The 18662-nt window shown below is 63.6% G+C and carries 13 protein-coding genes and 1 pseudogene; 12 read left to right on the forward strand and 2 right to left on the reverse strand.

From position 1 onward, the window contains the following. Positions 1-42 precede the first annotated feature (42 nt). Positions 43-1542: a mannose-1-phosphate guanylyltransferase/mannose-6-phosphate isomerase gene (locus DVS29_RS14155; RefSeq protein ID WP_118181096.1), complete on the reverse strand. Its 1500-nt coding sequence runs from the start codon at positions 1540-1542 to the stop codon at positions 43-45. 1093 nt (positions 1543-2635) lie between these two features. Here DVS29_RS14155 and DVS29_RS14160 point away from each other — a divergent pair. From DVS29_RS14160 to DVS29_RS14175, 4 genes are all read left to right on the forward strand, one after another. Further along, entirely contained in the window at positions 2636-3448 is an 813-nt protein-coding gene (locus DVS29_RS14160; RefSeq protein WP_420816107.1) for a Crp/Fnr family transcriptional regulator, read from the forward strand. Between the two features lie 143 nt (positions 3449-3591). Further along, positions 3592-4761 (forward strand): polysaccharide biosynthesis/export family protein, encoded by a 1170-nt coding sequence (locus DVS29_RS14165; RefSeq protein WP_240655594.1) that lies wholly within the window; start codon positions 3592-3594, stop codon positions 4759-4761. Positions 4762-4891: 130 nt separating this feature from the next. Then, a complete protein-coding gene (locus DVS29_RS14170) occupies positions 4892-7177 on the forward strand; it encodes a polysaccharide biosynthesis tyrosine autokinase (RefSeq protein WP_118181098.1) in 2286 nt (761 codons plus the stop codon). Between the two features lie 13 nt (positions 7178-7190). Beyond that, positions 7191-8204, forward strand: a complete 1014-nt coding sequence (locus DVS29_RS14175) for an acyltransferase family protein (protein WP_164707909.1) — start codon at positions 7191-7193, stop codon at positions 8202-8204. Positions 8205-8304: 100 nt separating this feature from the next. On the opposite strand, the gene DVS29_RS14180 is transcribed toward DVS29_RS14175, so the two are convergent. Beyond that, positions 8305-8568 (reverse strand): hypothetical protein, encoded by a 264-nt coding sequence (locus DVS29_RS14180; protein WP_118181100.1) that lies wholly within the window; start codon positions 8566-8568, stop codon positions 8305-8307. Positions 8569-9245: 677 nt separating this feature from the next. Here DVS29_RS14180 and DVS29_RS14185 point away from each other — a divergent pair. The 8 genes and pseudogenes from DVS29_RS14185 to wbaP all read left to right on the forward strand — a co-directional run bounded on the left by DVS29_RS14185 (position 9246) and on the right by wbaP (position 18576). Beyond that, complete coding sequence (locus tag DVS29_RS14185; RefSeq protein WP_118181101.1) at positions 9246-10733, forward strand: lipopolysaccharide biosynthesis protein; 1488 nt, start codon at positions 9246-9248, stop codon at positions 10731-10733. Positions 10734-10768: 35 nt separating this feature from the next. After that, complete coding sequence (locus DVS29_RS14190; protein WP_240655596.1) at positions 10769-11737, forward strand: glycosyltransferase family 2 protein; 969 nt, start codon at positions 10769-10771, stop codon at positions 11735-11737. Next, entirely contained in the window at positions 11734-12378 is a 645-nt protein-coding gene (locus DVS29_RS14195; RefSeq protein ID WP_118181103.1) for an acyltransferase, read from the forward strand. Before DVS29_RS14190 ends, DVS29_RS14195 begins: the two co-directional genes overlap by 4 nt. Next, positions 12375-13568 (forward strand): NAD-dependent epimerase/dehydratase family protein, encoded by a 1194-nt coding sequence (locus tag DVS29_RS14200; RefSeq protein ID WP_118181104.1) that lies wholly within the window; start codon positions 12375-12377, stop codon positions 13566-13568. Before DVS29_RS14195 ends, DVS29_RS14200 begins: the two co-directional genes overlap by 4 nt. Positions 13569-13587: 19 nt before the next feature. After that, complete coding sequence (locus DVS29_RS14205; RefSeq protein WP_118181105.1) at positions 13588-14523, forward strand: glycosyltransferase family 2 protein; 936 nt, start codon at positions 13588-13590, stop codon at positions 14521-14523. A 55-nt stretch (positions 14524-14578) separates the two neighbouring features. Further along, positions 14579-15481: a glucose-1-phosphate thymidylyltransferase RfbA gene (gene rfbA, locus DVS29_RS14210; RefSeq protein WP_118181106.1), complete on the forward strand. Its 903-nt coding sequence runs from the start codon at positions 14579-14581 to the stop codon at positions 15479-15481. A gap of 112 nt (positions 15482-15593) precedes the next feature. Beyond that, a pseudogene (locus DVS29_RS14215) lies at positions 15594-16769 on the forward strand (glycosyltransferase family 4 protein); the annotation flags it as partial. 385 nt (positions 16770-17154) lie between these two features. Beyond that, on the forward strand, positions 17155-18576 hold the full coding sequence (gene wbaP, locus DVS29_RS14220; RefSeq protein ID WP_338069330.1) for an undecaprenyl-phosphate galactose phosphotransferase WbaP: 1422 nt from the start codon (positions 17155-17157) through the stop codon (positions 18574-18576). Positions 18577-18662: the final 86 nt, after the last annotated feature.

The raw sequence follows: 18662 nt of genomic DNA on the forward strand, positions 1-18662 counted from the left end.
GGCTTGAAGCCGCCGCCCGTTTCACTTCCTCACTTCACTCAATCACGCAGTACGCCCATACGTATCTTCGAAGCGGACGATGTCGTCCTCGCCGAGATACGCGCCGGACTGCACCTCGATGATCTCGAGCGGCGTCTTGCCCGGATTCTTCAGACGGTGCACGGTACCGAGCGGAATATAGGTCGACTGGTTCTCGGTCAGCAGGAAGGTCTCGTCGCCGCAGGTCACCTGCGCGGTGCCGCGCACGACCACCCAGTGCTCGGCGCGATGATGGTGCATCTGCAATGACAGCATTTCGCCCGGCTTGACGACGATGCGCTTCACCTGGAAGCGATCGCCCGAGTCGATCGAATCGTAGTAGCCCCACGGACGGTGCACCTTGCGGTGGTTGTCCGCTTCGGGTCCGTTCTCGGCGCGCAGCCGCGACACGATCGACTTGATCTGCTGCGCGTTCTGGCGGTCCGCGACGAGAATCGCGTCCGGCGTTTCCACGACCACCACGTCGCGCAACCCGACGCAGGCGATCAGACGTCCCTGCGAATGCGCGAACGAATTCGCGGTGTCCTCGAACATCACGCGGCCGCGCGCCACGTTGCCCGCGACATCCTTCGGCAGGATTTCCCAGATCGCGTCCCACGAGCCGACGTCGGACCAAGCCGCATCCATCGGCACCACGATGCCGCGCATCCCGCATTCGCCGAGCTTCTCCATCACGGCGTAGTCGATCGAGTCGTCCGGGCACGCATCGAAGTCTTCGGCGCCCAGGCGCACGAACACGTCGTCGCGCGAACCGTTGGCTAGCGACGCCTTGCAGGCCGACAGCACGTCGGGTCGCGCCTTGCCGATCGCGGCGAGCCACGTCGACGCGCGCACCACGAAAATCCCGCTGTTCCACCAGTATTCGCCCGATTGCAGGTACTGCTCCGCGAGCTCGCGGTGCGGCTTTTCGACGAAGCGATCGATCTCGAAGCCGCCGTTCGCACCGAGTTCCGCACCCGCGCGAATGTAGCCATAACCCGTTTCAGCGCGGCGCGGCACGATGCCGATCGTCACGACGGCGCCATCGGCTGCGTACTGCGCCGCGCGGCTCACGACTGCATGGAACGCTTCGGTGTCGGGCACCGCGTGGTCTGCCGGCATCGCGACGAGAATCGCGTCCGCGCTTTTCTCGGCCGCGACAAGTGCCGCCGCGGTCAGCGCCGGCGCGGTGTTGCGCGCGCACGGTTCGAGCACGATGCGCGCGGGCTTGCCGCACTTGCGCAGTTGCTCCGCGCTGATGAAGCGATGGCTTTCGCCGCACACGAGCAGCAGTTCGTCCGAGATCGTGCACAGGCTCTCGAGTCCATCGAGACGTCGCGCCGTGGCGGCCAGCAGCGATTCTTCGCCGAGCAGCTCGATCAGCTGCTTCGGATACTGCTCGCGCGACAGCGGCCAGAGCCGCGTACCCGAGCCGCCCGCGAGAATCACAGGCTGGATCGTGAGCGGCGCAGCGGTGTGCTGCGAAGGGTTGGCAGGGGTATGAGGTGCAAGAGTCGTACTCATCGATCGGCTCCGTGATGAAGGGGCAATGGTTCCACTCGTTGGCGCGGCAAGCCGGCGCTAAACCGGTTTGTCCGCATTGGGGGGCGCGCGTTCCATCGCGCGGCCGGCCCGCATCCATGCGGCGGAAGACGAAAACACGGACTTACCTTAACGGCGCCGATGAACGCCGCTCTGTTCGGAGTCGAACTTAAGCGTTCCGCGTAGTGGCCTTTAGCGGCAGGGTTTGAGCCGCGTGTGACGCAAAGTCCGACGCAAAGCCCGCGGGCGCATTCGCATGCGTCGCTGCGCTGCACATGCTGCGCAAGCGAAGTGCCGCGAGCGTTGAAACTGACAGCGAGCTTGTGCTGCGTTGACGGACGGCTGATGACGCGAATTCGCGTTTGCTCGCGCGATGTGCAGACGAAAGAGCCCATGCACGCAACGGGTGCAATGCGTTGCGCGACGGGTAAGTCTTGCTGCGCGGCTCCCGCGCTTGCCGCACTATCTACCGCATTTGACAGACGGGAACTAAGTTCTTTTCGGTCTGCGCAAAACGTTAAGGTTTGCTATGCATCGCACCGTGCGACGTAATGATCAGGTATCCGTAGTAATTAATTCTTCGTATTTGAAGTGCATGATCGACGAGATGTCGCGTGGTGCCAAAGCGCTTTTCACAAATGAGACAGTTTCGCGCGTGTGCGCATGGGCCCTTTCGTGTGCTTACGGCTTAAACGAAGCGCGAACGATGGCGGGCATCGGTGCCGCAGCCCTCACCCAGTGGTGCTTTCAGGGGCCTGAAACGCACTGCAACAATTTGCAACAGGTGCACATGCCCCCCTGCAGCGTCTCGAAACCGTTCAAATGTGAGACAGGTGACCGGGGTTAACCAGAGGATCATTTCACACATCTTCAACGATCGCCTGTAGAAACAAAGACTTGGAAAGGCTGGCATGGTCTTCGCTGATAGAGGGACGTCACACGGAGGACATCTCGCCGGCAAATGCACGGCGGGTAAGTGAGGTTTGATGCGCTGCGGAAAAATTTTCGCGCCTCGAGCTTGGCAATTTCACCCTCTGCATACCCCTTAGGTATGTCGAAAGACCTGGCGGAAACGATCATGCCCGACACGAACAATCAACTCGAAAACCACCTGCTAGCCGCGCTGCCACCATCCGATCTGGCAGCGATCGCCCCGCACCTGAAGCTGCAGCGCCTGCGTCCGGGGCAACTCCTGTCGGACTCGGGAGAATCGATCAAGCAGATCTACTTCCCGACCACAGCGATCGTCTCGATGATCTTCCTGATGGCCGATGGCGCCACCGCCGAAGTTGCCGCGGTCGGCAACGAAGGCGTGATCGGCGTACCGGTGCTGATGGGCGGCGTCACGATGCCGACCCGCATCGAAGTGCGCAGCGGCGGCTACGCGTACGCGATGAACGCGCAGCTGTTCAAGCGCGAATTCGAGCGTCATGGCTTCATGCATCAGCTCATGCTGCTCTATATCCAGGCACTCCTCACGCAGATCGCGCAAAGCGCGCTCTGCAACCGGCACCACCATGTCGTGAAGCAGGTGAGCTGCTGGCTGCTCCTGACGCAGGACCGCCTGAAGTCCAACGAACTGGCAGTCACGCAGCAACTGATCGCGACGATGCTCGGCGTGCGCCGGGAGGGCGTCACCGAAGCGGCCGGCAAGCTGCAGGACGCCGGACTCATCTGCCAGCGCCGCGGCCACATCACGATCCTCGATCGCGAAGGCCTCGAGCAGCATGCATGCGAATGCTACGGCATCGTCAAACGCGAATTCCAGCGCCTTCTGCTCGCGAGCGGCGCCGGAGACCGGAGCAACGACGGGGAGGAGACATCGGCGATGTCGGCCTACAGAAGAAGCCGAGACCTCATGGGGTACTCGCGGGCGGTCGAGTGCTGAACAACGCGTTCAGTGGGAGGCGGACACCAGGTCCGTAACTGATGCAGGTGTGCGTTGCGAAAGCGCAGTCGCACCGTTCGTCCAATGCAGGGCGCGCGGTGGCTACCCGCTTTTCGTCACGCGCATCGCTACTGGAAAACATCATGAGAAAAATAGTCAAGGTCGTCGCGTTTTTGATGTGCTGGGTCATGGCCGGTTGTTCGCTCGCCCCAGGACCGTATCTCGATCCCTCGCGCATGAATCAGGAAACGCAGGACACGAAGAGCCAGCCGGTGTACCCGGTGCAGCTCATCACCGCGAAAACCATCGCACAGCAGGTCTCGCTCACTGAAAACCAGAACAACCCGCTGCCGGCGCCGGTGCCGGCCGGCGTCCAGGATTATCACGTGGGCGCGGGCGACGTGCTCGGCATCACGGTCTGGGGTCACCCCGAGCTGACGGTCAACGGCGCGGGCGCCGCACCGCTGCCTGGCGGCGCGGGCCTCGATGCGGGCGGCGCTGCCGCAAGCGCGCCGACCTCTCCGGGCGGGGCGGTCGATCCGGCGGGCGAGCGTGTCGCCGCGGACGGCACCATCTATTTCCCGACGATGGGCCGTATCCACGTGGCCGGCATGACCACCCAGCAGATCGGTCAGATGATGATCAACAAGCTCGCGGGCTATGCGGTGAAACCTCAGCTCGACGTGCGGGTCATCCAGTACCGCAGCCAGCAGGTGCAGATGGCGGGTCAGGTCAAGAATCCTGGTGCGCTGCCTATCACCGACATGAAACTCACGGTCGTGGATGCGATCACACGTTCTGGCGGTACGCAGACCGACGCCGATCTCCAGCGTGTACAACTGACACGCGATGGCAAGGTCTACACGCTCGACGTGCAGCGCACGCTCGATCGTGGCGATACATCGCAAAACGTGGTGCTGAAGGCCGGAGACATCGTCTACGTGCCGGACCACAACGCGAGCCGCGTGTTCGTGCTCGGCGAAGTTGCCAAGCCGCAGACGCTGTTCATGGACAAGGGTCGAATGACGCTGGCCGACGCGCTGTCGAACGCCAACAGTATCGCGCCGCTGTCCGCGCAACCGCGCCAGATCCTCGTGATCCGCCGCACGCCGGACGATCCGCAGAAACCGACGATCTTCCGTCTCGACATGACGCAGGTGGACGCGATTTTGCTGTCCACACAGTTCGAGCTCCAGCCACTGGATGTGGTCTATGTCGGTACCGCGGATATCGCGCGCCTCAACCGTCTGCTTGATCAGCTGCTGCCGACTGTGACGAGTCTGTATCTGCTGTATTCAGTCGGCCACAACTAGGACGCGGCATTTTGACGAAGCCATTCCTCCACGGTCATTGTTTAGAGGGACGACCAACGTGAATACGCCGAATTATGTAGATGTACGACCCGTGGGCGCCTCGCGCGACGGTTCGCTACAGGCGCGAGACATGATGCGCCTGCTATCCGACCACGTCTGGACAGTCATCGGTGTCGCTATTGCAGTGATTGCGCTGGCGGCCGCCTATGTCTTCCTCGTGACGCCCGTTTATTCGGCGAATGTGCTGGTCCGGGTGCATGCACCCGACCCTAACCAGCTCGGTATTGCGCCGCAGGGGCAGGTCGTGATGGACCAGCAGACGCCTCCTACGGACGCCGAAATATCGATGATGCAAAGCCGCACGGTTCTCGAACCGGTGATGCAGCAGTTCGGCTACGACCTGTCGGTGACGCCGCGGGAAGTGCCGGTGCTCGGTCTGATCTCGAAGAAATTCGCGACGCCGGGCAGGCCGCTGCATCCGTGGTTCGGGCTCGACTCGTTCGCATGGGGTGGTGAGCGCATCCATATCGATTCGCTGCACGTACCGCCGCAACTCGAGAACGCAAAGCTCCTGCTGCGCGCGCTCGACAACGGCGGCTACGAGCTGATCGATCACGACGGCAACACGCTCCTGACCGGCAAGGTCGGCATGCCGGCGCAGGGCGACGGGATCTCGATGGTGATCTCGCAGCTCGACGCACGTGCCGGCACCGAGTTCAAGGTCCAGCCGTGGAACGAGGTGGACGCGCTGAAGCGTTTCTCCGGTGCCCTCAAGATCCAGGAGAAGGGCAAGGACACAGGCGTCGTGCAGATCGCGTTCGAAAGCAGCAACCCGACGGTTGCGGCGAACGTTGCGAATGCGGTCGCGCAGGGCTATCTCGCCGCGACGGTCGCCGAGCACCGGATGAACGACACGAAGACGCTCGACTTCATCAACGAAGAGCTGCCGCGCCTGCGCGAACAGCTGCGCGATTCGGAATCGAAGCTGACGAGCTACCAGAACCAGGCTGGCTCGCTGCAACCGACTTCTGAAGCGCAGTCGTACCTGCAAGGCGGCATTGACTTCCAGCGTCAGATCGCCGCGCTGCAGCTGCAACGCACGCAGATGCTGCAGCACTTCACGCCGAACAGCCCGCCGGTGCAGAACATCGACGCGCAGCTGGCACAGTTGAACGACGCGAAGGGGAAGTTCGACTCGCGCTTCAACAGCATGCCGGCGTCGGAACGGGCCAGCGCCGACCTGACGCGTAACGCGAAGGTCGCGGAATCGATCTACGTGGCGATGGTGAACAAGGCCGAAGAGCTGACGGTGCGCCGTGCCGGTACGACGGGTGACGTGAACATCATCGACAGCGCGATCCGTCCGGCCGATCCGGTTTCGCCGAACGTGCCCATGGTGATGGCGGCGAGCGCCGCGGTGGGCCTGATGCTGGGCTCGCTGTATGTGTTCGCGCGCAGCCGTCTGCTGACGGGCGTGACCGATCCGCACTTCGTGGAACGCGGCATGAGCGTGCCGGTGTTCGGTTCGATCCTGTACAGCGCGCAGCAGGCTCGCCTCGATCGCGCGATGCCGCGGCAGATGCCGTGGGGTCATCCGCAGTACTTCGACAAGAGCGATAACGGCCCGCTATTGACGGCGGAGCGTGCCGAGCCGGGCACCGCGAACGGTCCGGTCAGCGACGAAACCGCGATCCAGATGACACGCGCGCCGCTGCCGCCGGCCTCGCACTTCCTGCTCGCGCGCAGCTTCCCGCACGATTCGTCGGTGGAAGCGCTGCGCGGCGTGCGGACCGCGCTGCACTTCAACGTGCGCGACGCGTCGGACAACGTCGTGGTGATGACGGGCCCGACGCCCGGCAGCGGCAAGAGCTTCGTCGCCGCGAACCTCGCGGTGCTCGAAGCGGAAACGGCGAAGCGCGTACTGCTCGTCGACGCGGACATGCGCTGCGGCCGGCTCGCGTCGATGTTCAACCAGCCGAACGCGGAAGGGCTTGCCGAGCTGCTCGCGGGCCGCATCGACATTGACCGCGCGATCCGTCCGGTTGGCGTGCCGGGTCTGTCGTTCGTATCGTGCGGCACCTATCCGGACAATCCGTCCGAGCTGCTGATGATGCCGCATTTCCGTAGCCTGCTCGCGGAGTTCAACCGCCGCTTCGATCTGGTGATCATCGACACGCCGCCGCTCCTCGCGGTGAGCGATGCGGCGATCGTCGCGCACGACGTCGGCAAGACGGTGCTCGTGCTGCGTTCCGGCATGCAGACCGAAGAGGAAATCGAGGAAACCGTGACGAAGCTGGAACGCGCGGGCGCGTGGGTGGTGGGTGCGGTGTTCAACGCCGTGCCGCTGCGCCGTAGCGAGAAGCGCAACTACAGCTATATGTCGGCGTATTCGAACCACAACCACGTGGCGGCTTGATAAGGAGAAATCCTTGAGAGACGACTTCGAGGATTACGCCCGCGCAATCGGCATCATTCTCGTGGTGTACGGGCATGTGCTGCGCGGCCTGGCGACTGCGGGCATCGTGCCCGCCGGCCACTGGATCCTCAGCACCGACTACGCGATCTACACGTTCCACATGCCGCTCTTCTTCGTGCTGTCCGGGCTGCATGTGGAGCGTAGCCTGCGGCGCGGCCGCGTGGGTTTCCTGCGCAAGAAGGTCGAATCGATCGTCTACCCGTACGTGCTGTGGTCGCTGCTGCAGGGTGCCGTGCAATGGATGGCGTCCGCCGACACGAACCACCCGTTCGCGCCGGCGGACTTCCTGCGGATCTTCTGGGACCCGTGGGGGCAGTTCTGGTTTCTGTACGCGCTGTTCCTCTGCCAGGTGTTCGTGTGCGTGACGTCGACGCGGCGCACGGTGCTGATCGGCGCGGCCGTGATCGCGTATATCGCGGGCAGCATTCTCGACCTCGGCATGCTGACGCTCGGGCTGAAGTTCTTCCTGTTCTTCGCGACCGGGATCCTGCTGGGCAGCACCGAGCTGCGCAATCTCGCGGCGCGGTTCTCTACGTGGCCGCGTGTCGCGGGAACGTTCGTGCTGCTGGTCGTCGCGATTCATGTTGCGCGGCCGCTCGGCGACTACAACGGCATCGCCGCGCTGCCGGCGACGGCACTTGGCGTGCTGCTCGTCTGCGAACTGTCGTACGTGATGGAGCGCTACAGCGGATTCGGCCCGCTCAGGGCGCTGGGCGTCGCATCGATGCCGATCTATCTCGCGCACATCCTCGCGGGTTCAGGTGCGCGGATCGTGCTGATGCACTTCCATCTCGACAACCTGTATCTGCAGCTTGCTGCGGGTGTGCTGTGCGGATTGCTGGTGCCGCTCGCGATGTATCACGTCGCGGCGCGGATGCGCATCGAGAAGCTGGTCGGCTTTCCCAAAAGCGGCGCGCCGACGCATCGCGGCGGACGCGGCCATGGTCCCGCCGGCGCGCTGAATTGAGCGCAGGCTGGGCGCAAGCGAATGTAACGGACGTAACTGACGTAAGCGCTGAAAACACTGTAACCACGCGCTGGCGATCAGCGCGTGCAGCAGCCAGGTGTCAGAACAGGGACCGATCGGTCGGTCCGCGGCTGCTGGTGCTGGAGAAGAGGCCGCTGAGCCAGCGCCCCGCAGTCTGCTTCGCGGCAGCTGCGGAGACGTTGGGGAAAGGCGCGACGTCGACGATTTCGTGGCGTGCCGCGACTTCCTCGGGCGACAGCATGCGGTCGGTCTTGCGGTCGGCGCGGCGGGCGGCCACGCACAGCGACACGACGATGACGATCGCGACAACTTCCAGCACGGCGTAGGTGATCAGGAGATTCATGGCTTTGAACGATGGGTCGCTGCGCCGCGAGCTGAAACCGAATCTGGTGCATCTCCGGCAGTACCCAGTTTGCCGGCGAATCGCGTTTCCCGATCAGCCGATTAGCTGCCCGTCAGGGGGCTAATTCGGACGATTGCGGGGCGTACGAGTATAAGTCCGGCCGCTTTCACGCGGCTATCCGCCAAATCCCGGATCACTCTGCCGGAACGGGGATCAGGACGATTTTACCGAAGCGTTTGACTGAAGGCAGAAAGCCTTGCCAGTCAAGGCTTTGCGCAACCCGGCGCGGACCGCCGGATGCGTAGTGGGAGGAAACAACAGCTTGTAACAGCCGGCCGGACCTGTGTTCGGCTCCGTACATAGCGGACCAGGTGGGGTGGCTAAAGTGAATTTTGTTGGATGCATCGCAGCATGCGATTTCGATGCCAGCGCAGCCCCGGCAGACGAGGCCGGGCGGCATCACCGCCGCGGTCACGCAATTGCCACAGAAGCCGCAGCGTTGCTTGCTGTCACCACTGAAAGCGCCGGCGGGCAGGAGGATCGGTCCAGCTCGCCGTGCCAGCAGAACCCGCGCACGGTGCGCCGTTTTTTGCGCACTGCAGCGAACCACCTGGCTAGATGGTTCGCGCAATGGACAGAGCGGGCGTCGTCGCACAGAACTCAAACACACACTACTTATGCTGAAGCGCAGTCTCATTGCCAACTACGCAGGTCAGATCGTTACCGTAGCGCTCGGGATGGTGATGGTGCCGGTTTATGTGCGCCATCTCGGTGTCGAAGCCTATGGTCTGATCGCGCTGAACGCCGTGCTGCTCGCGTGGGTTCAGGTGCTGGATCTCGGCCTTTCGCCGACGCTTACGCGCGATCTCGCGCGGGTGCGCGACGACGCGTCGCGCGAGGAAGTGCGCGTCCTCCTGCAATCGCTCGAGAAATTTGTCTCGTCGATCTGCTTCGTGCTGATCATCGGCTCGCTCCTGCTCGCGCCATGGTTCGCGTACGACTGGCTCAATGCAAAGGCGTTGCCGAAAGGCGAGATCGAAGTCGCGTTCGTGCTGATGGCGCTGACCGTGTCGGCCCGCTGGCTGTCGTCGCTGTATCGCGGCGGCATGGTGGGCATCGACCAGCAGCCGAAGCTCAATGTCGTGATCGTCGTGTTCGCGATCATCCGCGCGGTGCTCGTGGTGCCGGTGATCATGGCCTGGCCGCGCATCGAGGCGTTCTTCCTGTGGCAGTTGATGGCGATCGTCGGCGAGGCGCTGACGATGCGCATCGTGCTCGGCCGCCACATTCAGGCGCGGATCTTCACGCGCCGGTTCTCGAAAGCCATCCTGATGGCGCGCGCGCGGCTGTCGCTGTCCATCGCGTTCTCGGCGCTGGTCTGGGCGACGTCTACGCAGATCGACAAGGTGATCCTGTCGAAGCTGCTGCCGCTGCCCGCATTCGGCGTGTTCAGCATGGCGACACTGCTCGCGAGCGGCATCCTGCTGCTCGCCAATCCGATCCAGCAGGCGTTCATTCCGCGCTTCACCGCGGAGAGCGCGAGCGAGACGCGCGACGTGACGCCGAGCTACTTCCTGGCGAGCGAGATCGTGATGATCGCGGTCATCCCGGTCGCGATGATCTTCGCGGCGGTGCCGGAAATGGTGTTGCACCTGTGGTCCATGTCCGCGCCGACTACGCCCGATGCGCTCAACATCCTGCGCTGCTATGCGGTCGGCAACGCATGCTCGGCGATCGCGGGCCTCGCGTTTCTCGTGCAGTACGCGGAGGGCAACCTGTCGCTGCACATCAAGGGCAATGCGCTGTTCCTGGTGATTCTCGTGCCGTCCGTGTTCTTCGGCGCATTCCATTACGGTGCGTCCGGCGTGGCGGTGGCATGGCTCGTCGTGAATCTGCTGCAGGTGCTGCTGTGGGTCGGCATCGTGCATCGCCGCTTCCTGCCGGGCATCAACTTCGCGTGGTATCGCGGGTTCCTGTCGCGTGTTGCCGTGACCGGTGCGCTGGCGATCGCGTATCACTTCGCGGACCTGTCGCAGGCGCCGCGTATCGAACTCTTCGTCCTCGTCCCGGCCATGTGGCTGTTGATGGTGGCGGCGACGGTGGTCGTCTCGCCGATCGCGCAGCGCAAGGCGCGCGCGCTGGCCGGGCGGCTCGTCCTGAACTGAGAGGGTTAGGCATGCAACCAGTGGAATCCAGTGCAATGAAGCAGCCGGTCGTATCGGTAGTAGTCCTTTGCTACAATCAGGAGAATTTCATCGGCGAATGTCTCGAAAGCGTGCTGAGTCAGGAAGTCGATGCGCCGTTTGACGTGATCGTCGGCGACGATGGCTCGACGGACAAGTCGCGCGCGGTGATCGAGTCGTTCCAGGCGCGCTATCCGGGCCAGGTCACGCTCGTCCCGCACGAACGCAACGTCGGCTATTCGCGCAATTTCGCCGATGTGATCGCGAAGGCGACCGGCGAATACATCGCCTGCCTCGACGGCGACGACCTGATGCTGCCGGGCAAGCTCGCGCGTCAGCTCGAGTTTCTCGAAACGCAGCGCGAGTTCGGGATGGTCGTGCACCGGATGCGTACCGTGCACTGGACCACCAAGGAACCGGTGCCGTTCCCGCTCGCCGACGCGAAGCCCGCGGTGTTCGACGCCGAGTACCTGATCGAGCACGGGCCGTTCTTTTTCACGAGCTCGTCGATGTTCCGCAGTTCGCTGCGCCGCCGTTTTCCAGTCAATCTCGACCTGAAGGTCGTCGCTGACGTCGCCAACCTGATGCAGTCGTTCTACGGCACGAAGGCGCGTTATCTGGATGAGGAAATGGGCCTCTACCGCGTCAATCCGAAGGGCTTCACGTCGACGGTCATCAAGAATCCCGCCCGTCACGAAACGAATATCCACGACATGATGGCCACCTACCAGATGGCGCAGGACCTCGGTATGGATCGCGCCGTGGTGGACCGCGGCCGTGCACGGCTCTACATGCGCTCCGCGATCATGTTTCTGGAAGCGGGCGAATACGAGCAGTTCGAACGCTACATCGACACGAGCGTGAGCTACGCAAAGGTCGGCGCGAAGCAGGGCCTGCTGCATACGATGCGCCGCTGGCCGCACACGCTGCGCTCGCTGTACGGCTTCGCGAAACAGATGGCCGGCAGGCAGCCGGTACGCGCATGAGCGTCATCAACACCACCTTCGCGAAACTCGGCGAGCTCCGCTGGATCGACCGGTGGAACAAGCTTCAGCTCGCGTATTACCGGCTGAAAGCGAAGCTCTGGTATGCGCACGTGTTCGAGCAGATCGGCGAAGGCTGCACGATCTACAAGCCGATGCTGTTCTCGAACGTGCATCACGCGTCGCTCGGCGACCGCGTGCTGATCCGCCCCGGCGCGCGGATCGAACTGATCGTCACAAACCCGGCGTTTCCGCCGCGTCTGACGATCGGCAACAACGTGAATATCGAACAGAACGTGCACATCGTGTGCGGGTCGTCGATCTCGATCGAGGACGACGTAACGATTACCGGCGGTTGCGGGATCGTCGACGTCGAGCATCCGTACGAGGACGTCGACGATCCGGTGCGGATCGGCATGCGGATCCGCACCGTCGGCAACCGCGTCGTGATCGGCCGGGGCAGCTTCATCGGCTTCAACGCGATGATCCTGCCGAACGTCACGATCGGCCGCCATGCAGTGGTGGGCAGCCACGCCGTCGTCACCCGCGATGTGCCGGACTACTGCGTCGTCGCCGGCAATCCGGCGCGCGTCGTCAAACGCTACAACCGGCAAACGCAAACCTGGGAGCGCTCCGAATCATGAAAGTACTGATTACTGGCGGTGCCGGCTTCATCGGCTCGCACCTCGCGAACAAGCTGGCGAAGGATAACGCCACGGTGACCGTGCTCGACAACCTGTCGAAGCAGATCCACGGCGACGATCCATACAACAAGTCCGCGCTGTTCCTGTCGCTCGACCGCCGCGTGCGCTTCATCGAAGGCTCGGTCGCGGATCGCGGCGTGCTCGAACGCGCGATGGAAGGGCAGGACGCGATCGTCCACCTCGCCGCCGAAACCGGCACCGGCCAGTCGATGTACGAGGTCAGCCACTACGTCGACGTGAACGTGAGCGGCACCGGCCTGATGCTCGACATTCTCGTGAAGAACAGCGCCAACACGGTGAAGAAGGTCGTGGTCGCGTCGTCGCGCGCGATCTACGGCGAGGGCAAGTACCGCTCGCCCGAACTCGGCATCGTGTATCCGGGCGCGCGTGAAGAGAAGCACATGCTCGCCGGCCAGTTCGACCATCTGTGCCCGAAGTCCGGCGTGCCGATGGAATGCCTGCCGACTGACGAAGAGTCGAAGATCCATCCGTCGTCCGTGTACGGCATCACCAAGTACGACCAGGAACTGATGGTGATGACCGTGTGCCGCTCGATCGGCATCGGCGCGTCGGCACTGCGCTACCAGAACGTGTACGGACCGGGTCAGTCGCTGTCGAATCCGTACACCGGGATCCTGTCGATCTTCTCGACGCGGATCAAGAACGGCAACGAGATCAGCGTGTTCGAAGACGGTCTGGAAAGCCGCGATTTCGTCTATATCGACGACGTCGTCGATGCGACCGCGGCCGCGCTGACCAGCCCGAAGGCCAACGACCACGTGTTCGGCATCGGCTCGGGCGAGCGCACGCCGGTGATCGACGTTGCGAACCGGCTGCGCGAACTGTATGGCAGCGAGCTGCCGGTCAAGGTAACGGGCGCGTTCCGCCTCGGCGACATCCGCCATAACTACGCGGACCTGACGCTGCCGCGCGAGCTGCTCGGCTTCGAGCCGAAGGTGAAGTTCAACGAAGGCATCGCGCGTTTCGCGGCCTGGGTGGACGGCCAGGAAGTGCAGGAGGACCGCTACGAAAAGAGCATCGTCGAGATGAAGGCGCGCGGCCTGTATCAGGCGAGCCAGGCTGCTGCCAATGCTGGCAGCGTGGGTAACGCGGGCAAGGCCGCCGCATAAGCACCGGGAGCGCGCAATCATGGTCCAGACAGCGAATCGCCCGCCGCGCGTCGGCATCGTCACCGTGCTGTACAACTCGGACGACGTGCTCGACGACTTCTTCGCGAGCCTCGCGCTGCAACGCGGCGTCGACATGAAGCTTTACGTGATCGACAACAGCGCGACCGACAGCGGCGCCGTGATGTCGCGCCGCCTCGCCGAGGCAGCGCATATCGATGCCGAAGTCGTGTTCAACAACGCGAACGCCGGCGTCGCACGCGGCAACAACCAGGGCATCCAGATGGCGCTCGCCGATGGCTGCGACTACGTGCTGCTTGCGAACAACGACACCGAGTTCCTCGATCCGCAGACGATCGCGAAGCTGATCCAGCCGATCGAGGATGGCTCGACCTTCGCGACGTTCCCGAAGATTCTCTATCACGGCACCAACCGCATCTGGTGCGCGGGCGGCACGATTTCGCGGATGAAAGCGATCACCGCGCACATCGGCGACGGCGCGGAGGACGACGGCCAGTACGACCGCCCGGGCTTCACCGAATACGCGCCGACCTGCTTCATGGCGCTGCACCGGAGCGTGTTCGAGCGCGTCGGCATGATGGACGAGAGCTACTTCGTCTACTACGACGACACCGATTTCGTGTGGCGGATGAATCTCGCGGACATTCATCTGCTCTACGTGCCCACCTCGCTCGTCGGGCACAAGGTGAGCTTTTCCACGGGCGGCGACGAGAGCCCGTTCAGCCTTTACTACTGCACGCGCAATCGTCTGTACTTCAGCCGCAAGAATTTCGCGCTGCCGTGGTCGATCGTCGCGCAGGGTTACTCGGCGCTAGCGATGCTCGCGAAATGCGCGCGCTTTACGCCGGCCGGCCGCAAGAGCGTGCTGCGCGGCATCGCCGCGGGCATGAAGCTGCGCGCGCCGTCGGCGACGCCGCAAACGCCGCAGACGGCGTGAGCGACGCACGCCCGCTGTGACTAACCGTCAATACCTGAACCAACGGGAGGCGCCCATGAAGCGCAAAGGGATCATTCTGGCCGGCGGGTCCGGCACGCGGCTGTATCCGATCACGCATGCCGTCTCGAAGCAGATCCTGCCGGTGTACGACAAGCCGATGATCTACTACCCGCTGTGCACGCTGATGCTCGCGGGCATTCGCGATGTGCTGGTGATTTCGACGCCGCGCGATCTGCCGTGTTTCCAGGGACTGCTTGGCGATGGCAGCCGCTGGGGCATGAACCTGGAGTACGCGGTACAGCCGTCGCCGGACGGACTCGCTCAGGCGTTCGTGATCGGCCGGGACTTCATCGGCAACGATCCGTCCGCGCTGATTCTCGGCGACAACATCTTCTACGGCCACGACCAGCTGAAGCAGCTCGAGGCCGCGAACGCCCGCGACGATGGCGCGACGGTGTTCGCCTATCACGTGCAGGACCCCGAACGCTATGGCGTCGTCGAATTCGACGAGGCATTCCGCGCGCTGTCCATCGAAGAGAAGCCCACGAAACCGCGCTCGAACTACGCGGTCACGGGCCTCTACTTCTACGACCGCGACGTGTGCGATCTCGCGGCGGACATCAAGCCGTCGGCGCGCGGCGAGCTCGAAATCACCGATCTGAACATGCGCTATCTGGAGGCCCGGAAGCTGCGAGTCGAGATCATGGGTCGTGGCTACGCATGGTTCGACACCGGCACGCACGATTCGCTGATCGACGCGGCTAGCTTCATCGCGACGCTGCAGAAACGTCAGGGAATGATGATCGCGTGTCCGGAGGAGATCGCGTTCCGCAATCAATGGATCGACAGTGCACAGTTACAGATGCTTGCAAAACCGCTCGCGAAGAACGCCTACGGCAAGTACCTGCAGAACCTGCTGATGGACAAGGTGACGGTCCCTTCAATCGCCGCTGCATAAGGCGTTCCATCGAATTCGCGGCGCGCTGCGCGCCGCGCGCTGTGCACCCATTCAGGGCGTTGTGCGGCCACGCTTAAGTGCGAATCCGTACCGAAGCTGCAAAGGGCCGCCCATAGCATCAAGGTGTGACTTCAAATTTTGCGCATGCGTGCGCTGGGCTCGCCGGAGCCCATCGACGGAGAACCGGACGATGCGGGTTGCGATTGTTCACGAATGGCTGGTGACGTATGGCGGATCGGAGAAAGTGGTCGAGGAGATCCTCGAATGCTTCCCCGAAGCCGACGTGTTCAGCCTCGTCGATTTCATCTCCGATCGCGCGTTCCTGAAAGGCCGGCCGGTGACGACGTCGTTCGTGCAAAAGCTGCCGTTCGCGAAACGTCGCTATCGCGGTTATCTGCCGCTTTTTCCGCTCGCGGTCGAGCAGTTCGATCTGTCGGGGTACGACCTCGTGATCTCGAGTTCGCACGCGGTGGCGAAGGGCGTGCTGGTCGGACCGGACCAACTGCACGTGAGCTACGTGCACTCGCCGATCCGCTACGCGTGGGATCTGCAGCACCAGTATCTGCGCGAGGCGAACCTCGTGAAGGGACCGCGCGCGATGCTTGCACGCGTTGTGCTGCACTACCTGCGTAACTGGGACACGCGCACGGCGAACGGCGTCGATACCTTCGTCGTGAACTCGAACTTCATCGGCCGGCGCGTGGACCGCGTGTACCGGCGCGAATCGACGGTCGTCTATCCGCCCGTCGACGTCGACGCTTTCGAGCTGACGGCGAAGAAAGAGCCGTTCTACGTGACGGTTTCGCGGATGGTGCCGTACAAGAAGATGGACCTGATCGTGGAGGCGTTCGCGGCGATGCCCGAGCGTCGGCTGATCGTGATCGGCGACGGACCGGAGATGGACAAGGTTCGCGCGAAGGCCGGTCCGAACGTGACGATCATGGGCCATCAGCCATTTTCGGTGCTGAAGGATCACCTGCAGCGCGCGCGTGCATTCGTGTTCGCGGCAGAGGAAGACTTCGGCATTTCGGTGGTGGAAGCGCAGGCGTGCGGTACGCCGGTGATCGCGTTCGGAAAGGGCGGCGCGTGCGAGACCGTGCTCGACGAATCGCAGGCGCGGCCGACGGGCGTGTTCTTCCAGGAGCAGACGGTTGCGTCGATCCGCGGCGCCGTCGAACGCTTCGAGTCGCAGGAAGCGCGCTTCACGCCGGCGAACTGCCGCGCGAACGCCGAACGTTTTTCGAAGGCCGCGTTTCGCAATGGATTCATGGCCGCCGTGCTCGCCGCGGCGGATGCGCGTCCGCACCTGCCGGTGTGGAGCAGGATCCGCGCGTCGCTGCGCGGCCAGCTGAACGAGCCGTATCGCAGCGGGTTCGCGCCCGCGCCGCATGCCGCGGGCGAATCGGCGGAAACGGAAGAGCAGTCGGTCTGACGTTGCAGGTCGGGCCTCGCAGCGGATGTTGCCGAAGTGGCGGAAGGGAGGATGGCGCGGCAGGGCGTGAACGTCGCGGCACGAAATTGGGCCGATGGGGACTCGGCCGGGGGTACGCACAAACGGCGGCGATCAGGCGGTTGCGCCTGGTCAACGAACAGACTGCCGGCACTTCAACACGAGGAAATGCCAAGTGAACTCAACAATCAGTGTTGGATATCAGTCGCGAACGCGACTAGGCATCCAGCCATTTCCAGCGCTTACCAACAAGGTCGCGCTCGCGACAGCGGACGTGCTCGGCTTCACGGTCGCGCTGCTGATCTCGACGGACATCCTCGGCAGCTTCGGCGAGGAGCCGCAGATCGGTTTCTGGGCGTCGATGGCGAAGCACCCGGTGCTGATCTACATGGCGCTGGCGTTCGCGGGCACCACGTGGTTCTGGGCACGCATGCGGCACTACACGTGCCGCCGGCCGATGTGGCGCGAGCTGCAGGAAATTTTCCGCCTGCTGGTGGTGCTGGCGGTGATCCACCTCGCGTTGACGACGCTGACGAAGGGCATGTTCGCTCGTGGCTGGTGGGCGCTGACGTGGACCGGGGCATTCGTGCTGGTGCCGGTGTTCCGCTCGATGACCAAACGCGCGCTCGATGCCGCGGGTCTCTGGAAGCGGCCGACGCTGATCGTCGGTTGCGGCAGGAATGCGGTGGACGCGAAGCAGGCCCTGTCGAGCCAGTCGTTCCTCGGCGTGGACGTGATCGCCTATGTGGCGCCGGACGGCGAATGCGATACGTCCGCGATGACGGATGCGCCGGTGCTGCATGGCTTTTCGCCGGAAACCTTCATGGCGCTGCCGGGTGTGCAGGTGGTGATCGCGCTCGAACACGAGGACAGCGAAGTGCGCAACACGTGGGTGCGCGGCCTCACGCAAAGCGGTATCCGCGACGTGACCGTGATGGCGCCGATGCAGGGCGTGCCGCTCTATGGCACTGACATCTCGTACTTCTTCGGCCACGAAGTGATGATGCTGCGCGTGCAGAACAACCTCGCGCGCTTTTCGGCGAAGGTGTTGAAGCGGGTGTTCGACGTGCTCGCCGGCGGCTTCCTGATGTTCATGCTGTTCCCGATTTTCGCGGTGCTCGCGATCCTCGTCGCGAAAGATGGCGGCTCGCCGTTCTTTGGTCACACGCGGATCGGCCAGAACGGCCGCAAGTTCAAGTGCTACAAGTTCCGCTCGATGGTGCCGAACGCTGACAAGGTGCTGAAGGAACTGCTCGAAAGCGACCCGGTCGCGCGGGCCGAATGGGACAAGGACTTCAAACTGAAGAACGACGTCCGCATCACGAAGATCGGCGCGCTGTTGCGCAAGACGAGTCTCGACGAACTGCCGCAGCTGTGGAACGTGCTGCGCGGCGACATGAGCCTCGTCGGCCCGCGCCCGGTCATCGAGAAGGAGATCGATCGCTACGGGGAAGACGCCGCTTACTATCTGCTGGCCAAGCCGGGCATGACCGGTCTCTGGCAGGTGAGCGGCCGCAATGACACCGACTACGCGAGGCGCGTGTTCCTCGACGCGTGGTACGTGCGGAACTGGTCGCTCTGGTACGACATCGCGATCCTGTTCAAGACGGTCGGTGTCGTCGCTCGCCGGGACGGTGCCTACTGAGCGGTTCGTCGTCCGTCTGACCGGCATCACAGGAAGCGTCGTATGACCTTGGGGTCATGCGACGCTTTTTGCTTTTGCGAGGCGCA

The sequence above is a fragment of the Paraburkholderia phosphatilytica genome (assembly GCF_003443895.1).
GTDB classification, from domain to species: domain Bacteria; phylum Pseudomonadota; class Gammaproteobacteria; order Burkholderiales; family Burkholderiaceae; genus Paraburkholderia; species Paraburkholderia phosphatilytica.